Origin of the sequence: Miltoncostaea oceani (genome assembly GCF_018141545.1) — a bacterium.
Classification (GTDB): Bacteria; Actinomycetota; Thermoleophilia; order Miltoncostaeales; family Miltoncostaeaceae; genus Miltoncostaea; species Miltoncostaea oceani.
Genome location: NZ_CP064356.1, coordinates 2,020,087 through 2,036,106 on the forward strand (window position 1 = coordinate 2,020,087; position 16,020 = coordinate 2,036,106).

The following is a 16,020-nucleotide window of genomic DNA, read 5'->3' on the forward strand; positions in this document are numbered from 1 at the left end:
GCCTCAGCGGCCCGCGGCCTCCGGGAGGCCGGTGCCGAACAGGCGGGCCAGGCGGTAGTGGCGGGCGGCGAGCGGGTCGCCGAGGCGCGAGAGGGACCGCGCCAGCCCGTAGTGGGCGTATCCGTCGGTCGGCGACAGCTCGACCGCCGCGCCGAACTCCTCGGCGGCCCGGGCGTAGGAGCGCGCCGCGAGGTACGCGCGGCCGAGGGCCTCGCGGATCGACCCCTTGTCCGGCTCCAGCGCCTTCGCCCGCTCCAGGGCGATCGCCGCCTGGTCGAACTCCCGGACCTGCAGCAGCCACTGGCCGTTGCAGAAGGCCTCGTACGCGTCGGCGCCGTCGCTCATCGGTCGACCGTAGCGCGCCGCGGCCGCCGCACGCCGAGCGCCGTCAGCACCCGCACGAGCGGCGTCGCCTGGCGCCGGACGGCGCGGCGCAGGCGGGCCGACTCGCGCCAGGCGGCGGCGGCGGCCCCCGGCGGGGGCGCATCGGGGGCGTACCGGGCGAGGGCGGCGCGGCGGTAGAGCCCCGACGGGTCGACGCCGGTGGCGGCGCGGATCGCGGCGGCCCGCTCGGTGGCGGATCCCGCGACGGGCGGGGCCCACCCGAGGGGCGCGATGGAGGCCTCCAGCTCCCGCGCCGCGGCGGTCACGCGGGTGCGCTCGTCGCCGCGGTGGCGGCCGCGCAGGCGGCGCACGGCGCGACCCACCGGGGCCGCGAGGGCCGCGACGAGGAGGATCAGGGCGGCGACCGCGGGCCAGTCCGCGCCGCCGGGACCGGAGTCCGGCGGAGACGAGACGGGGACGGGGTCGGCGGGGATCGGCTCGCGCTCGGCGGGCACGTCGGGCGTGACGGGGGCCGGCGGGGAGACCGCGGCGTCGGCGATGCCGCCGAGGTCGATGTCGATCGGCGTCGGCGCGTAGTCGGGTGACGACACCGATGCCGGGTTCGGCACGGAGCGGCCGGGGGTCGGGTCGAACGGGATCCAGCCCTCGCCCGGGAACCACACCTCCACCCAGGAGTGGGCGTCGCGGTCGAGCACGACCCAGCGGTCCTCCGCGGAGTCGTAGCGCCCGCCGGTGTACCCGACGGCGACGCGGGCGGGGATGCCGAGCGACCGGACCATCACCGCCATCGACCCGGCGAAGTGCTGGCAGAAGCCGCGGCGGCTGCCGAGCAGGAAGTCGACCAGCGGCGGGGGCGTCCCCGCCGTGCCGCCCGACCAGTCGTCGGGGACGCTCGTCGGGTACGGCGGCGCCTCGTCGTAGACGTAGGAGCGGCGCAGGTGCGCCTCGATGCGGTTCACCGCCGCGTAGGCGGTGGGGGCGTCGCCGATGACGTCCCGCGCGAGGGTGGCGACCGGGCCGTAGGCGCCGAGGCGCGCCGGGTCGACGCGGAACCCGCTCCCCCACAGCGGCACCTCGACGCCCGGCGTGGAGTAGTCGGGGCGCAGCGTCGTGGACCCGGCGGGGACCTCGTCGCCGCGGTACGCCGGCGCGGCGCCCAGCTCGGCGGGGGTCGGGCGCGGGACGCGCGTGCGCACCGTGTAGCGGTCGCCGGGCCCGAGGGCGCGCTCGAGGCGCACCGCGTCGCCCACCAGGTCGGCGGTGCCGGTGATCGCGCCGTTGATGCGCTGCGGCCGCCCCGACGCCATCACGACCTGGGTGCGGGCGCCGCGGAGGGTGATCGTCTGGATGGCGTCGGGTTCGTCCGCGACGGTCGGGTCGGGCGGCAGGCGCAGCACGCCGTCGCGCACGGGCAGGCCTGGCGACGGCCCGCTGTCGGCGAGGGTGAAGGCCACGCCGTCGAAGGCGTCGAGGCTCACCGCGCGCAGCGGCAGCGACCGCTCGGCTTGGACGGTGAGGGCGACCCGGGGGGTCGTCGGCCAGTCGAGCTTGCCGTAGTCCTGGCGCAGGTCGAGGCCACCGGTGGACGTGTCGCCCGACGTGCCGACCTCCCAGTCCTTCCAGCTCCACCACCCGTCGCCCGCCTGGGCGGGGCCGGGGCCGAGTCCCGCCGCGAGGGCGACGGCCACGCCGCCGAACGCGAGGGCGCCCCCCGCACGCCGCAGGGTCGCCCCGCCGCCGGCCGACCCGGCGCCGAGGGCGAGCACCGCGACGAGCGCGGCGAGCGCGAGGGCCCCGGCGGCGGCGCCCGAGGCGGGGGGCTCCACGGTCCACCGGTAGGCGAGGCCGACGCCGACGAGCACGAGACCCGCGACCGGTCGGCGGCGGGCCAGGATCTGCCAGGCGGCGCCGCCCGCGAGCACGGCGAGCGCCACGTCGAGCAGGGCGACGAGCTCGGGCTTCTCCGACGGGTCGACCGGCAGCCCCGACTCGGATCCGCTGGCGAGGCCGTCGGGGATCAGGGACCGCACGTCGGACCACGCGCCGCCGTCGAGCAGGGGCAGCGCGACCGGCGACAGCCGCAGGGCCATCGCGAGCACGCCGAGGACGGCGACGGCGACGGCGGCGCCGACCAGGGCGCCGCGGCGGCGGGGGGCCAGGGTGGCGACCGCGGGCAGGCACGCGAACAGGCAGAGCAGCAGCGTCCGTCCGCCGGGGACGCCGGCGTAGAGGCCCGACCAGGCGATGCCGAGCACGGCGACGGCGATCGCGGCGGCCGCGGCCGCGCCGGCCGCCGGTGCGCGGGCCCCCGGGGTCACCGCGCCACCGCCCCGGCCGGCGCGGGCGCCGCGGACAGGGCCGACGCCACGCGGCCGGGACCGGGGATGACGACGACCTCGGCGCCCGCCGCCATCAGGTCGCCCGCGCCCGCCGCCGCGGGGCCGCTCACCACCACCGCGACGCCGGTCCCCCGGGCCCGCGCCCGGGCGACGGCGGCGGGCAGCGCGGGATCCCCTGCGCTGGTCACGACGATCGCGGTGTCGGGGGCGTCGGGTCCCCCCGCCTCACCGGCGAGCGCGAGCGCCGCCCCGCGGGAGCCGCCGGCCTCGACGCGCGCGAGCGCCACCTCGATGACCGGCCACGTCGCGAGGGCGGAGGTGATCCGGGCCGGGGTGCGTCCCGTGTGGGACAGGGCGACCGGCTCGCCCGCCGCGCAGAGGTGGCGGGCGAGGGCGGCGGCGGCCGTGACCGCCGTCTCGAAGTCCTCCCCCGGCGGCCCGGCGCCGTCGAGCAGGACGAGGGTGGAGCGGCCCGACCCCTCGGGGGCGCGGAGCTCCTTCGTCTGCAGCCGCCCCCGCTTCGCCGTCTGCGCCCAGTGGACCCGCGACAGCGGGTCGCCCGCCTGGTACTCGCGCACCCGGTCGAGCTCGCCGAACCCCGAGTCGGCGCGGCGGCGGCGCGGCCCGCGGCCGGGCGCGCGCATCCCGAGGGGCATCCGGCCGATCGCCGGCGCCGCCGGCACCACCAGCAGCCGGTCGTCGCCGCCGCCCGCGCGGGATCGGCGCGCCAACCCGAACGGGTCCCGCACGGTCACCCGCGGCGGGGGGAGCCGGTGGTCGCCGCGCACCGCGGTCAGGATCCACCCGTCCCGGGTGGGCACCGGCTCGCCGGGGCCGCGGGCGGTGCCGAGGCCGGGGTCGACGTCGACGTCGAGGAGGCGGTCGAGGCCGGTGCGGTGCGCCCAGCCCGACCGGTGCGCCGTGATGCGGACCTCGTCCCCCGCCGGGCAGCGCGCGGGGGCGAGCCGGCGCTCGACCCGCAGCCCCGACGCGGCGACCCAGACGACGAGGGTCACGAGGACGGGCAGCGCGATCAGGCCCGCGCCGAGGGTGGCGAGCGCGGGGGTGCCGAAGCCCCCGCTCGCGACGAGGGCCGCCGCCCCGGCGAGCGCCAGGCCGAGCGCCCGCGCGGGAGCGCCGGCCCCCCGGGTCACAGCGGGACGGGCACCGCGTCGAGGGCGTCCGCCACGACCTCCTCGGCGGACGCGCCGCGGGCTCGGGCGTCGGGCGTCAGGATCAGCCGGTGGGCGAGCACGCTGCGCCCCAGGCCGCGGACGTCGTCGGGGAGCGCGTAGCCGCGTCCCTCGATCACGGCGCGCGCCTTCGCGGCCCGCAGCAGCGCCAGGCCGGCGCGGGGGCTCGCGCCGAGCTGGATGCGCGCGTCGCGCCGGGTCGCCTCGACCAGGCCGACGACGTACGCCGCGAGCGCCGGGTCGGCGTGGACGCGGTCGACGACGTCGCGCGCCGCGACGATCGCGGCGACGTCCGCGACGGGTGCGACGTGGTCGAGGGCATCGCGCGCCGCCAGGTCGAGCAGCATCGCGGCCTCGTCGCCGGGCGCCGGGTAGCCGATCGCGATGCGCACCGCGAAGCGGTCGAGCTGGGCCTCGGGGAGCGGGAAGGTGCCCTCGTACTCGACGGGGTTCTGGGTGGCGATGATGATGAACGGCAGGGGCAGCACGCGGGTCTCGCCGTCGACGGTGACCTGCCCCTCCTCCATGCACTCGAGGAGCGCCGACTGGGTCTTCGGCGAGGCGCGGTTGATCTCGTCGACGAGGACGACGTTCGCGAAGACGGGGCCGGGCCGGAACAGGAACTCCGCGGCGTTCTGGTCCCAGACGGTGACGCCGGTGACGTCGGCGGGCAGCAGGTCGGCGGTGCACTGCAGCCGCGAGTAGTCGCAGCCCGCGGCGCGCGCCAGGCTCTTCGCGAGGACGGTCTTCCCCACCCCGGGGACGTCCTCGATCATCACGTGGCCACCCGACAGCAGCGCGACGACGCACGTCTCGATGACGACGCGGGGGGCGCGGACCGCCCGCGCGCACGCGTCGGTCAACGCACCGGCGAGCGCGGTGACCGGGTCCAGCTCGTCGGCCCGGAGCGGCGAGGTGGCGAGGGACGAGGACGTGTCCCGAGGGTAGACGATCGCGCCCCGGGCGCGACCCCCGGCGGGCCTACGGGCGAGGCGCCAGCGTCACGGCGCGGCGGGCCGTGACGCGCCAGGCCCCGGCGGCGCGCTCGCGCACCGTGAGCGTCGCCCGGGTGCGCGGCGCGAGGGCCCGGCGGTCGGACGCACCGAGCCGCAGGCGACGGCCGCCCGCCGGCCGGGACCCGCGGAGAACGGGCCGGACGCGAGGACGCGGCCGGCGGCGGTGAGCGTCACCCGCCCGGAGCAGCGCGCCGCGCCGCACGCGACCGACCACCGACCGAGACGCCGCCGCGCCGCACCGGCAGGGCGGCCGGGCCGACGCCGCGGGGCGTCGCGACCGGACGGGGCGAGGACCGCGGCGTGGGGGCCGGGGCCGGGGTCGCGGGCGCCGGGGCCGGGGGCGCGGGCGGCGGTCCAGGCGCGCGCGTCCGACCATCCCCCCTCGATCCAGGCGAGGAGGGCGCGGCCGTCCCCGGCGAGGGACAGGGTCGCGTCGCGCCGGGAGGCCGTCGTCGAGGTGATCGTGGCCGGCGCGCCCCACGCGCCTGCGCGTCGCGCGTGGCGACCTGCACCGCGCCGGATCCGCTCTCGAGGGTCCAGGCGGCGAGCACCCCGCCGTCGCCGGTGGCGGCCAGGCCGACCGACGGGCCGACGGCGTCGGGCGAGAGAGACACCGGCGTGGTCCAGGTCCCGTCGGGCCCGGACGAGGCGGTCGCGAGCCGGAAGGGCTCGCTCGACGTCCAGGCGAGGACGACGTGTCCCGCCGCGTCGACGGTGGCGAACGCCTGGGTGTCGGTGCGCAGGCACGAGGAGGTGGCGAGCACCACGGGGGTCCCCCACTCCCCGCCGGGGGGCCGCTGGGCGGCCTCGACCCGCCAGGTCCCGGACGCGCACCGGGTCCAGGCGGCGACGGTGCGGCCGGAGGGGTCGACGACGATGACCGGGGGGTTGACGACGCTCGACCCGGAGACGAGGACCGTCGGCTCCCCCCAGCCGGTGCCCGGCTCGCGCGCGACGGCGACGACGGGGAACGCCGAGCCGGTGTAGCCGCTCCACGCGGCCGCCGCGTGGCCGTCCGGCGCGGCGTCGAGGGACGGCGTCCCCATCCAGCCGGCGGGGTTCGCCGGTGAGGGCAGCTCGGTCCACCCGGTGCCGAGCGCGGGCGGGGCGGCCACGGCGGCCATCGCGAGGCCGAGGGTGAGCAGGGATCGGATCCGGGCCACACCTCCGGATCGGCCGGGCCGGGGCCCGTCGTGACCGGCCGGCTCAGGCCCCCTGGGGAAGCAGCGCGGCGGCGGCGTCGAGGATGCGCTCGGCGCACGCGTCCTTGCCCATGCGCGCCAGGGACTCCTCGCCGTCGGCCCCGATGATCGTGATCTCGTTGTCGGCGGCGCCGAACCCGATGCCGTCGATCGAGACGTCGTTGTGGACGATCAGGTCCAGGCCCTTGCGGATCCGCTTGCCGCGGGCGCGCTCCAGCCCGGCGGCGCCGTGCTCGGCCGCGAAGCCGACGACGACCTGGTGGGACCGGGCGGCCGCGAGGTCCGCGAGGATGTCGTCGGTCGGCTCCAGGTCGAGGGCGAGGCGGCCCTCGGCGCCCTTGTCGATCTTGCCCGCGCGCGCCTCGGCGGGGCGGAAGTCGGCGACGGCGGCGGCCATCACCAGCAGGTCGCACCCGGGGAACTCGGCGCGGGCGGCGCGGTGCAGCTCCGCCGCCGTCGGCGCCTCGACGTAGCGGATCCCCGCCTCACGGGGCAGCTCCACGTTCGACGCGAGGACCGTGACGTCGGCGCCGCGTCGGCGCGCGGCGGCCGCGACGGCCCACCCCATGCGACCGCTGGAGCGGTTGCCGACGTACCGGACCGGGTCGATCGGCTCGCGCGTCCCCCCGGCGCTCACGAGCACGCGGCGCCCGGCGAGCGTGCCCGCACCGGCGAGGCGCGCCTCGACCGCGTCGGCGACCACCACCGGGTCGGCGAGGCGCCCGACGCCGGTGTCGCCGTCGGCGAGCAGGCCGCTCGTCGGCGGGATCACCTGGACCCCCCGGCCGGCGAGCGTCGCCATGTTCGCCGCCGTCGCGGGGTGGAGCCACATGCGGGTGTTCATGGCGGGCGCGATCAGGACGGGCTTGTCGAAGGCGAGGTGGACGGCGTTGAGGAGCCCGTCGCCGAGTCCCGCGGCCATCCGCGCGATCGTGTTCGCGGACGCCGGCGCGACGACCATCAGGTCGTGGGCGCGGGCGAGGTCGAGGTGCCCGTAGCCGGGGCGCTCCTCGGCCCCGAACAGGTCTACGCCGACAGGGCGTCCCGACAGGGCCGAGAACGTGGACGGCCCGACGAAGCGCTGCGCCGAGGCCGTCATGACGACGGTGACGCCGTGCCCCCGCGACTGGAGGATCCGCATCAGGTCGATCGACTTGTAGGCGGCGATCCCCCCGGAGACGCCGAGGAGGACCTCAGCCATCGCCGGCCTCGGTGAGCACGCCGCGGATCACCGCCGCGAGGTCGGCGACCGCGCGGGGGATGTCCTGGTTGACGACGGCGTGGTCGAACTCGTCGCGGGCGGCGAGCTCGATGCGGCTGGTCTCCATGCGGGCGGCGATCTCGGCGGCGGTGTCGGTGCCCCGGTGGGAGAGGCGGGCGACGAGGTCCTCGAGGGACGGCGGGCTGATGAAGATCGACACGGCCCCGGGGATGCTCTGCTGCACGGCCCGGGCCCCGTGGAGCTCGATCTCGACGACCGGTGAGCGCCCGGCGGCGAGGATGCGGTCGACCTCCGACCGGAGGGTGCCGTAGCGGTTGCCCGCGTACGTCACGTGCTCGAGGAACTCACCCGCGTCGACCCGGCGCGCGAACTCCTCGGGGGCGAGGAAGTGGTAGTGCTCGCCGTCGCGCTCACCCGGGCGCATGCGACGCGTGGTCGCCGAGACGGCGACCTCCAGTCCCAGCTCGGGGAAGCCGGTCAGGACACCCTCGATCAGGGTGCCCTTCCCTGCTCCCGACGGCCCGGAGATGATGAGGACGCGCGTTCGCGTCGCTACCGCTGCAACAGCTCCAGCAGCTCCGAGCGCTGTCGGTCGGACAGGCCCCCGATGGTCTTCCCCTGCGATATGCGGCAGGTGTTCAGGAATCTGGTCGCCTTGACCTTCCCGTACTTCGGCACGGCCATGAGCATGTCGAACACCTTGGCCGTGAGCACGAACTCGGGCGGGTTCGAGATGACCGTCCCGATCGACGTGTGACCGCTCTTCAGGTCCTTCTTGAGCTGTGCCCGGCGCGAGCGGATGTCGTTCGCCCGGCGGAGGGCCTCCATTCGCTGGTCGAGCGAGCGCTCGGGGGCCTGCGACTGGGGCTTCGGTGTCGTGGTCGCCATCGCGGCCATCATAGGTCCGTGGCGCGCCGCCTCGCAAGGCGCACTTTGCAGCCGTTTTACGTCGTTTTCACGCATGTTGCAGGGGAACTCACACGGCCGCAGACCTTACGAAATCTCGGCCTCAGGTTGAGCCTCAGACAACCGGCGAGCCTGGTCGGAAGGCCGTCCCGGCGCGTGCGGGACGGCCCCCGTCCTGGAGGGCGCGGGGCGCCGATCCGGGTCCGGACGCCACCGCCGCGGCGGCCGCCTCGGCGGCCTCGATCGTCGTGATGCAGGGGATCCCGGCGCGGACCGCGGACGCCCGGATCTCGTAGCCGTCGCTGCGCGCGCCCTGGCCGCCGCGGGGGGTGTTGACCACCATCGCGATCTCCCCCGCCGCGATCAGCTCCGCCGCGTTCGGGGACCCCTCGGAGATCTTCCGGACCGTCCGCACCTCCAGGCCGGACGCGGTGAGCGCCGCCGCGGTGCCGGAGGTCGCGACCAGGGTCAGCCCGGCCCGCGCGAGGCGCGAGGCCACCGCGACCGCGCGCGGCTTGTCGGAGTCGCGGGCGGAGACGAAGACGGCGCCCGTGCGGGGCAGCGCCTGGCCGGCTCCCCGCTGCGCCTTCGCGAACGCCTCGGCGAAGCTGCCGCCGAGGCCCATCACCTCACCCGTCGCCCGCATCTCGGGGCCGAGCACGGGGTCGGCGCCGGGGAAGCGCGAGAACGGCAGCACCGCCTCCTTCACCGCCACCTGGCGCGGCGTCGAGGCACCCGGCAGGCCGAGGTCCCCGAGGCTGCCGCCGAGCATCAGGCGGACGGCGTGGGGCACCAGGGGGACGCCGGTCGCCTTGGAGACGAACGGGACGGTGCGCGACGCGCGGGGGTTCGCCTCGATCACGAAGACGCGGCCGTCGCGGACGGCGAACTGCACGTTCAGCAGGCCGACCACGCCGAGCCCCTTCGCGAGGGCGGCGGTCTGCTCCTCGAGCTCGGCCACGAGGCCGGGCCCCGCGCTCTGGGCGGGCAGCACGCACGCCGAGTCGCCCGAGTGGACCCCGGCGGCCTCGACGTGCTCCATGACCGCCGCGATCCAGCAGTCCCGCCCGTCGGCGAGCGCGTCGACGTCGAGCTCGACGGCGTTCTCGAGGAAGCGGTCGACCAGCAGCACGCCCTCGGGACGCTCCCGGGCGATGTAGGCGCGCAGGGCGTCGGGGGAGTCGCAGACGGCCATCGCGCGGCCGCCGAGGACGTACGACGGGCGCACCAGCACGGGGTAGCCGACCTCGTCGGCGGCGCGCAGGGCCTCGTCGCCGTCGTGGGCGATCGCCCACGGCGGCGCCTCCAGGCCGAGCCGGGCGAGCAGGTCGCCGAAGCGCCCGCGGTCCTCCGCCAGGTCGATGGCGTCCGGCGAGGTGCCGAGGATCGGGACGCCGGCCTCCGACAGGCCACGGGCGAGCCGCAGGGGCGTCTGGCCGCCGAGCTGGGCGATGACGCCGACGGGGCGCTCGACCTCGCAGATGTCGAGGACCGAGTCGATCGTGACGGGCTCCATGTAGAGCCGGTCGCTGACCCCGTGGTCGGTCGAGACGGTCTCGGGGTTGCAGTTCACCATCACCGATGCGTAGCCGAGGGCCCGTGCGGTCTCGGCGGCGTGGACGCAGCAGTAGTCGAACTCGATGCCCTGCCCGATGCGGTTCGGCCCGGAGCCGAGCACCACGATCGACGGGCGGTCGTCGCGCGCCAGCTCCGTCTCGCTCTCGAACGCGGCGTAGTAGTACGGCGTCAGCGCCGCGAACTCGGCGCCGCAGGTGTCGACCGCGTGGTAGGTGGGGCGCACCCCGAGGGACCGGCGGCGGTCGCCGACGGCGCGCTCGGTGGCGCCGGTGGCGTCGGCGACGTGGCGGTCGGCGAGCCCGGCGCGCCGGGCGGCGCGCAGGTCGTCGGCCCCGAGGTCGTCGAGGTCCCGCCCCTCCAGCGCGGTGCCCGCGGCGGCGACCTGCGCGATCTCCCGGAGGAACCACGGGTCGATCAGCGTCGCGGCGTGCAGGTCGTCGACGGTCGCCCCGTGGCGGAGCGCCCACCAGAGCACGTCGTAGCGGTCGGCGGAGGGGACCCGCAGGCGCGCCATCGCCTCGTCGAGGTCGGCGGGCGTGACGGACCGCACGTCGAGCTCCCGCCCGGCCATGGCCTTGCCGAACGCCTGGCCGAAGGTGCGGCCGAGCGCGAGGACCTCGCCGACGCTCTTCATGTGCGTCGTCAGCTCCGTCGACGCGCCGGGGACCTTCTCGAAGGCGAACCGGGGGATCTTCACGGCGACGTAGTCGAGGGTCGGCTCGAAGCTCGCCGGGGTGACGCCGGTGATCTCGTTCGGCAGCTCGTCGAGGGTGTACCCGACGGCGAGGCGCGCGGCGATCTTCACGATCGGGAAGCCGGTCGCCTTCGACGCGAGCGCCGAGCTGCGCGACACGCGGGGGTTCATCTCGATGACGACGACCTCGCCGGTCGCCCGGTCCAGGGCGAACTGCACGTTGGCGCCGCCGGTGGCCACGCCGACGGCGCGGATGACGGCGATGGCGGCGTCGCGCAGCGACTGCAGCTCCTGGTCGCTGAGCGTCATGACGGGCGCGACGGTCACCGAGTCGCCCGTGTGGACGCCCATCGGGTCGATGTTCTCGATGGAGCAGACGATCACCGCGTTGTCGGCGCAGTCGCGGACGACCTCGAGCTCGATCTCCGCCCACCCGATCAGCGACCGGTCGACGAGCACCTGGCCGATGGGGCTCGCGGCGATGCCGTTCGCGAGCATCGGGCGGAGCTCGTCCATCGTGTGGGCGACCCCTCCCCCCTCGCCCCCGAGGGTGTACGCGGGCCGCAGGATCACCGGCAGGCCGAGGTCACGGGCGGCACGCATTCCGTCCTCGACGTCCGAGACGATCCGGTTCTCGGGCACCGCGAGCCCCGCCGCGGCCATGGTGTCGCGGAAGACCTCGCGGTCCTCGGCGCGGCGGATCGCGGCGACGTCGGCGCCGATCAGCTCGACGCCGTGGCGCTCGAGCACCCCGTTCGCGGAGAGCTCCATCGCGAGGTTCAGGGCCGTCTGGCCGCCGAGCGTCGGCAGCAGCGCGTCGGGCCGCTCGATCGCGATGACGGCCTCGACGGCCTCGGCGTCGAGGGGCTCGACGTAGGTGCGGTCCGCCACCGAGGGGTCGGTCATGATCGTGGCCGGGTTCGAGTTGACCAGGACGACCCGGTAGCCCTCGGCCATCAGGGCGCGGGCGCCCTGGGTGCCGGAGTAGTCGAACTCGCCGGCCTGGCCGATGACGATCGGGCCGCTGCCGAGGATGAGGATCGTGTGGAGGTCGTCGCGGCGCGGCATCAGGAACCCCCACCGATCGAGGTGACGAACTCGCGGAACATGTACCGGGCGTCGCGGGGCCCGGGGCTCGCCTCGGGGTGGTACTGCACCGACCACGCCCGCAGCTCCGGCGCGGCGATGCCCTCGACCGAGCCGTCGAAGAGGCTCGTGCGGGTGACCTCGACGCCGTCGGGCAGGCCGTCGGCGACGACGGCGTAGCCGTGGTTCTGGACGGTGATCTCGACGCGGCCGTCGTCGCTGCGCCGCACCGGGTGGTTGGCGCCGCGGTGGCCGAACGCGAGCTTCTCGGTGCGCAGGCCGAGGGCCTGGGCGAGCATCTGGTGGCCGAGGCAGATCCCGAAGACCGGCACCTGGCCGAGCAGGTCGCGGACCGTCCCGATCACGGGGGTGACGGCCGCCGGGTCGCCCGGCCCGTTCGAGACGAACACCCCGTCGGGGCCGCGGGCCAGCACCTCCTCCGCGCTCGTGCCGGCGGGGACGACGTCGAGGCGGCACCCCGCGCCGACGAGCCCCGCCGCGATGCTCTCCTTCATGCCGCAGTCGATGGCGACGACCCGCGGGCCGTCGTCGCCCAGGAGACGCGGGGCGGACGCCGCCTGCGAGGCGAGGTCGCGGCCGTCGAGGACGGGGTGCTCCCGGACCTGCGCGAGCAGCTCCTCGGCCCCGAGCTCGGTGCTGACGCCGCCGCGCATCGCGCCGCGGTCGCGCAGGTGCCGCACCAGGCGGCGTGTGTCGCAGTCGTCGACCGCGACCACGCCGCGCGCACGCAGCCAGCTGCACCAGCCCTCGGGCCCGGCGGTGCCGGGTCCGTCGCCGGCGCGCGCCATGATCACGCCGGGCGGCCAGGGCCGGTCGCTCTCGTCGTGACCGGGCCCGGCGCCGTAGTTGCCGATCATCGGCGCGGTGAAGCAGAGGACCTGCCCCATGTAGGACGGGTCGGTGACGGCCTCCTGGTAACCGGTCATGCCGGTCGTGAAGACCATCTCCCCGAGCGCCGTGCCGGGGGCGGCGACGCCGCGCGCCGGGAGGACGAGGCCGTCCTCCAGGACCACGACCGCGCCGGTCACCGCACCAGCTTCGAGATCGCCTTGAACTCGGGGGAGCCGGCGACCTCCAGCATCTCGAACAGGGCCATCTCGGAGCTCGTGACGTGCGCGCCGGCCACGGCCATCCGCTCGAGGGCGAGGGCCTTGTTGGCGGGTGCGCGCGACGACGTCGCGTCGGCCGCGACGTGCACCTCGTAGCCGCGGTCGAGCAGGTCGAGCACCGTCTGGTTGACGCAGACGTGCGCCTCGATGCCCGCGACGACCCAGGCGGTGCAGTCGGCGGCCGCGAGGGCCGCGTCGAACGCCTCGACGCCACAGGCCGAGAAGCGCAGCTTCTCGACGGGCTCGGTGCCCTCCGGCAGCCGGCCGGCGACCTCCTCGACGGTGTGGCCGAGGCCCTTCGGGTACTGCTCGCTCAGCAGCACCGGCCGCCCGAGCACGCCGAACCCCTCGGCCAGGAGCCCGCAGGCCGCGACCGTCGCGTCGAACGCGTCGATCACCGGCCGGAACGCCTCCTGCACGTCGACCATCACGAGCCCTACGCGCTCCCGGCGCAGCAGCGCCGGGTGCCTCCGCACCTCTACGTCCGCCATGCGATCCGCCCTCCCGCGATCGTGAGCGCGACCCGGCCGAGGAGCTCCTCGCCGAGCCACGCCGAGTTGCGCGACCTGCTCCGGAAACCATCCTGGCCGACGACGACGCGCGCCGCCGGATCGACGAGCGCGACGTCCGCGACGGCGCCGTCGGCGAGCGTCGGCACCGGCAGGCCGAGGGCCCGCGCGGGGTCGGCGCTCATGCGCCGCGCCAGCAGCTCGAGCGTCATGTGCCCGGGCGCGACGAGGCTGGTGTTGCACACCGCGAAGGCGGTCTCGAGCCCCGTGATGCCGAAGGGGGCCTCCTCGAAGGGGACCTCCTTCTCGTCGGCGTCGTGGGGCGCGTGGTCCGTCGCGACGCAGTCGAGGGTGCCGTCGGCGAGCGCCGCGATCAGCGCCTGCCGGTCGGACTCCTCGCGCAGCGGCGGGTTCATCTTGTGCCGGCTCGCGTCGAGCGACGTGACGGCCTCGTCGGTCAGCGCCAGGTGGTGCGGCGTCACCTCGCCGGTGATGCGGATGCCGCGCGCCTTCGCGCGGCGGATCTCCTCGACCGTCTCCATCGCCGAGACGTGGCAGATGTGGATCCACCCGTCCTCGTACTCGGCGAGCGCCGCGTCGCGGGCGACGGCGACGCTCTCGGAGATCGAGGGGATCCCCTCCATGCCGAGGCGGCTCGCGACGGCGCCCTCGTGCATCACGCCCCGCCCGGACAGCTTCACGTCCTCCTCGTGCAGGACCAGCGGGAGGCCGGTGATGGCCTGGTACTGGAGTGCGCGGCGCATCACGCGGGCGTCGGAGACGGGGTGGCCGTCGTCGCTGAAGCCGGCGGCGCCGAGCGCCGCCATCTCGGCCTGCTCGGTGAGCTCCTGCCCCTTCTGCCCCACCGTGATCGCGGCGAGGAACCCGACGCGGATGACCGCCTCCTGCTCCCCGCGCTCCAGCAGCGTCCCGAGCACCGCGGCGTTGTCGACAACCGGGGTGGTGTTGGGCATGGCGATGATGGTGACGAAGCCGCCCGCCGCGCCGGCGAGGCTGCCGGTGGCGATGTCCTCGAGGTCCTCCCGGCCGGGGGTGCGGAGGTGGACGTGGGGGTCGACGAACCCGGGGAGGGCGACCATGCCGCCGGCGTCGACCACCTCGAGGCCGTCGGGGTCGCCGCCGATCACGCCGTCGCGGACGACGAGGTCGCGGACCTCGTCGATCCCCGCCTCCGGGTCGAGGACCCGGGCGCCGCGGATCACCAGGGACGCCCCCGGGCCGGGCTTCTGGACCAGTCGGACCGCCACTAGACGGCGACCGCGCCGATGGGCGCGCCGGCGGGCTCGGGGCTGCCCGAGGGCCCGGCCAGCAGGTCGTACAGAACCGCCATCCTCACCACCATCCCGTTCGCGGCCTGGCGCTCGATGAGCGTCGTGGGGTCGTCCGCCAGCTCACCGGAGATCTCGACGCCGCGGTTGATCGGCCCGGCGTGCATGACGCGCTGGCCGGGTCGCAGGCGCCCGTGGTTGATCCCGTAGGTCATGGCGTACTCGCGCAGCGAGGGGACGAACCCGCCGGGGCCCATCCGCTCGAGCTGCATGCGCAGGACGTAGACGACGTCGGCGTCGGTCACGTCGCGCACGTCCGTGCTGGTCTCCACCCCGAGCGCCGCGCCGGCGTCGCGGGGCAGGAGGGTCGGCGGCGCGATCAGTGACACCCGCGCGCCCATCATCTGGAAGCCGCGGATGCCCGACCGGGCGACCCGCGAGTGGGCGACGTCGCCGACGAAGGCGATGTGCAGCCCGTCGAGGGGCCCGACCTCGCGCTCGATGGTGTAGAGGTCGAGCAGGGTCTGGGTGGGGTGCTCGTGCTTGCCGTCGCCGGCGCTGATGACCGCGGCGTCGGTGTAGCGGGCGGCCATCGCACAGGCGCCCACCGACGCGTGGCGGATGACGAGCACGTCCGGCGCGTACGAGTTCAGCGTGATGACGGTGTCCTTGAGGGTCTCGCCCTTCTCCACGCTGGAGCCGGAGCCCTTGACGTTCACGACGTCCGCGGAGAGGCGCTTGCCCGCCAGCTCGAAGGACGTCGACGTCCGCGTGGAGGCCTCGAAGAACATGTTGATGATCGTCCGTCCCCGCAGGGTCGGGACCTTCTTGATGTCGCGCGTCATGACCTCGGCGAACCGGTTGCCGACGCGCAGGATGCGCGCGACCTCCGCCCGGTCGAGGTCGCCGATGGTCAGCAGCGAGCGTCGCGTCATGCCCTGCCCCCTCCGTCGGAGTCCAGCACCACCTCGTCGCGCCCGTCGATCTCCGCCAGGTGGACGCTGATCCGCTCGGTCCGGGCCGTCGGGAGGTTCTTGCCGACGTAGTCGGGGCGGATCGGCAGCTCCCGGTGCCCGCGGTCCACGAGCACGGCGAGCTGCACCATCGGCGGGCGGCCGTAGTCGAAGACGGCGTCGATCGCGGCGCGGATGGTCCGTCCGGTGAAGAGGACGTCGTCCACGAGGATCACGGCCCGCTCGGAGACGTCGAAGTCGAGGATGGTGTCCCCGACGACGGGGAGTGCGCCGCGGCGGCCGTCGAGGCCGACGTCGTCGCGGTAGAGCGCGATGTCCACGGTGCCCGTCGCGGGTCGGCTGCCGGCGAACTCGCCGATCAACGCCGCGAGTCGCGCGGCGAGCGGGACGCCGCGCGTGTGGATCCCCACCAGGGCCAGGCGCTGCGGGTCGCCGTGACGCTCCACGATCTCGTGGGCGATGCGGGCGATCGTGCGCCGGACCTGGTCCTCGTCGACCAGGACCTTGTCGGCCATGGCTAGGTGCGCAGGGGGGTGC

Annotated in this window: 14 protein-coding genes; all 14 read right to left on the bottom strand. The window is 76.2% G+C overall.

From position 1 onward, the window contains the following. Positions 1–3 precede the first annotated feature (3 nt). Positions 4–345, bottom strand: coding sequence for a tetratricopeptide repeat protein (locus IU369_RS10335; RefSeq protein ID WP_217920899.1), 342 nt, complete (start codon positions 343–345; stop codon positions 4–6). Then, positions 342–2,663 (bottom strand): transglutaminase domain-containing protein, encoded by a 2,322-nt coding sequence (locus IU369_RS10340; RefSeq protein ID WP_217920900.1) that lies wholly within the window; start codon positions 2,661–2,663, stop codon positions 342–344. The genes IU369_RS10335 and IU369_RS10340 overlap by 4 nt, the downstream gene beginning before the upstream one ends. After that, positions 2,660–3,838, bottom strand: a complete 1,179-nt coding sequence (locus IU369_RS10345; protein ID WP_217920901.1) for a DUF58 domain-containing protein — start codon at positions 3,836–3,838, stop codon at positions 2,660–2,662. Before IU369_RS10345 ends, IU369_RS10340 begins: the two co-directional genes overlap by 4 nt. Continuing rightward, positions 3,835–4,740, bottom strand: a complete 906-nt coding sequence (locus IU369_RS10350; protein ID WP_217920902.1) for an AAA family ATPase — start codon at positions 4,738–4,740, stop codon at positions 3,835–3,837. The genes IU369_RS10345 and IU369_RS10350 overlap by 4 nt, the downstream gene beginning before the upstream one ends. 323 nt (positions 4,741–5,063) lie before the next feature. Next, positions 5,064–6,056 carry a hypothetical protein gene (locus IU369_RS10355; RefSeq protein ID WP_217920903.1) on the bottom strand — a complete coding sequence of 331 codons (993 nt, stop codon included), beginning with the start codon at positions 6,054–6,056 and terminating at the stop codon, positions 5,064–5,066. Between the two features lie 43 nt (positions 6,057–6,099). Continuing rightward, positions 6,100–7,296 carry a bifunctional phosphopantothenoylcysteine decarboxylase/phosphopantothenate--cysteine ligase CoaBC gene (gene coaBC / locus IU369_RS10360; RefSeq protein ID WP_217920904.1) on the bottom strand — a complete coding sequence of 399 codons (1,197 nt, stop codon included), beginning with the start codon at positions 7,294–7,296 and terminating at the stop codon, positions 6,100–6,102. Then, entirely contained in the window at positions 7,289–7,963 is a 675-nt protein-coding gene (gmk, locus tag IU369_RS10365) for a guanylate kinase (protein WP_246551488.1), read from the bottom strand. Before gmk ends, coaBC begins: the two co-directional genes overlap by 8 nt. Then, positions 7,870–8,205 (bottom strand): integration host factor, actinobacterial type, encoded by a 336-nt coding sequence (gene mihF, locus IU369_RS23295; RefSeq protein ID WP_246551580.1) that lies wholly within the window; start codon positions 8,203–8,205, stop codon positions 7,870–7,872. The genes gmk and mihF overlap by 94 nt, the downstream gene beginning before the upstream one ends. A 133-nt stretch (positions 8,206–8,338) precedes the next feature. Beyond that, the gene (carB, locus tag IU369_RS10370; protein WP_217920906.1) at positions 8,339–11,563 is read right to left on the bottom strand and encodes a carbamoyl-phosphate synthase large subunit; all 3,225 of its coding nucleotides are present in this window, start codon (positions 11,561–11,563) and stop codon (positions 8,339–8,341) included. Next, positions 11,563–12,630, bottom strand: a complete 1,068-nt coding sequence (carA, locus tag IU369_RS10375; RefSeq protein ID WP_217920907.1) for a glutamine-hydrolyzing carbamoyl-phosphate synthase small subunit — start codon at positions 12,628–12,630, stop codon at positions 11,563–11,565. Before carA ends, carB begins: the two co-directional genes overlap by 1 nt. Continuing rightward, the gene (locus IU369_RS10380) at positions 12,627–13,202 is read right to left on the bottom strand and encodes an isochorismatase family protein (RefSeq protein WP_217920908.1); all 576 of its coding nucleotides are present in this window, start codon (positions 13,200–13,202) and stop codon (positions 12,627–12,629) included. The genes carA and IU369_RS10380 overlap by 4 nt, the downstream gene beginning before the upstream one ends. Next, the gene (locus IU369_RS10385; RefSeq protein WP_217920909.1) at positions 13,190–14,488 is read right to left on the bottom strand and encodes a dihydroorotase; all 1,299 of its coding nucleotides are present in this window, start codon (positions 14,486–14,488) and stop codon (positions 13,190–13,192) included. The genes IU369_RS10380 and IU369_RS10385 overlap by 13 nt, the downstream gene beginning before the upstream one ends. After that, positions 14,488–15,444 carry an aspartate carbamoyltransferase catalytic subunit gene (locus IU369_RS10390; protein WP_217920910.1) on the bottom strand — a complete coding sequence of 319 codons (957 nt, stop codon included), beginning with the start codon at positions 15,442–15,444 and terminating at the stop codon, positions 14,488–14,490. Before IU369_RS10390 ends, IU369_RS10385 begins: the two co-directional genes overlap by 1 nt. After that, entirely contained in the window at positions 15,441–15,998 is a 558-nt protein-coding gene (gene pyrR / locus IU369_RS10395; RefSeq protein WP_217920911.1) for a bifunctional pyr operon transcriptional regulator/uracil phosphoribosyltransferase PyrR, read from the bottom strand. Before pyrR ends, IU369_RS10390 begins: the two co-directional genes overlap by 4 nt. Positions 15,999–16,020: the final 22 nt, after the last annotated feature.

Coding starts and splice junctions, on each gene's coding strand:
- IU369_RS10380 (WP_217920908.1), bottom strand. CDS start 13,202: ATGGCGGACGTAGAGGTGCGGAGGCACCCGGCGCTGCTGCGCCGGGAG.
- coaBC (WP_217920904.1), bottom strand. CDS start 7,296: ATGGCTGAGGTCCTCCTCGGCGTCTCCGGGGGGATCGCCGCCTACAAG.
- carB (WP_217920906.1), bottom strand. CDS start 11,563: ATGCCGCGCCGCGACGACCTCCACACGATCCTCATCCTCGGCAGCGGC.
- IU369_RS10335 (WP_217920899.1), bottom strand. CDS start 345: ATGAGCGACGGCGCCGACGCGTACGAGGCCTTCTGCAACGGCCAGTGG.
- IU369_RS10390 (WP_217920910.1), bottom strand. CDS start 15,444: ATGACGCGACGCTCGCTGCTGACCATCGGCGACCTCGACCGGGCGGAG.
- mihF (WP_246551580.1), bottom strand. CDS start 8,205: ATGGCGACCACGACACCGAAGCCCCAGTCGCAGGCCCCCGAGCGCTCG.
- pyrR (WP_217920911.1), bottom strand. CDS start 15,998: ATGGCCGACAAGGTCCTGGTCGACGAGGACCAGGTCCGGCGCACGATC.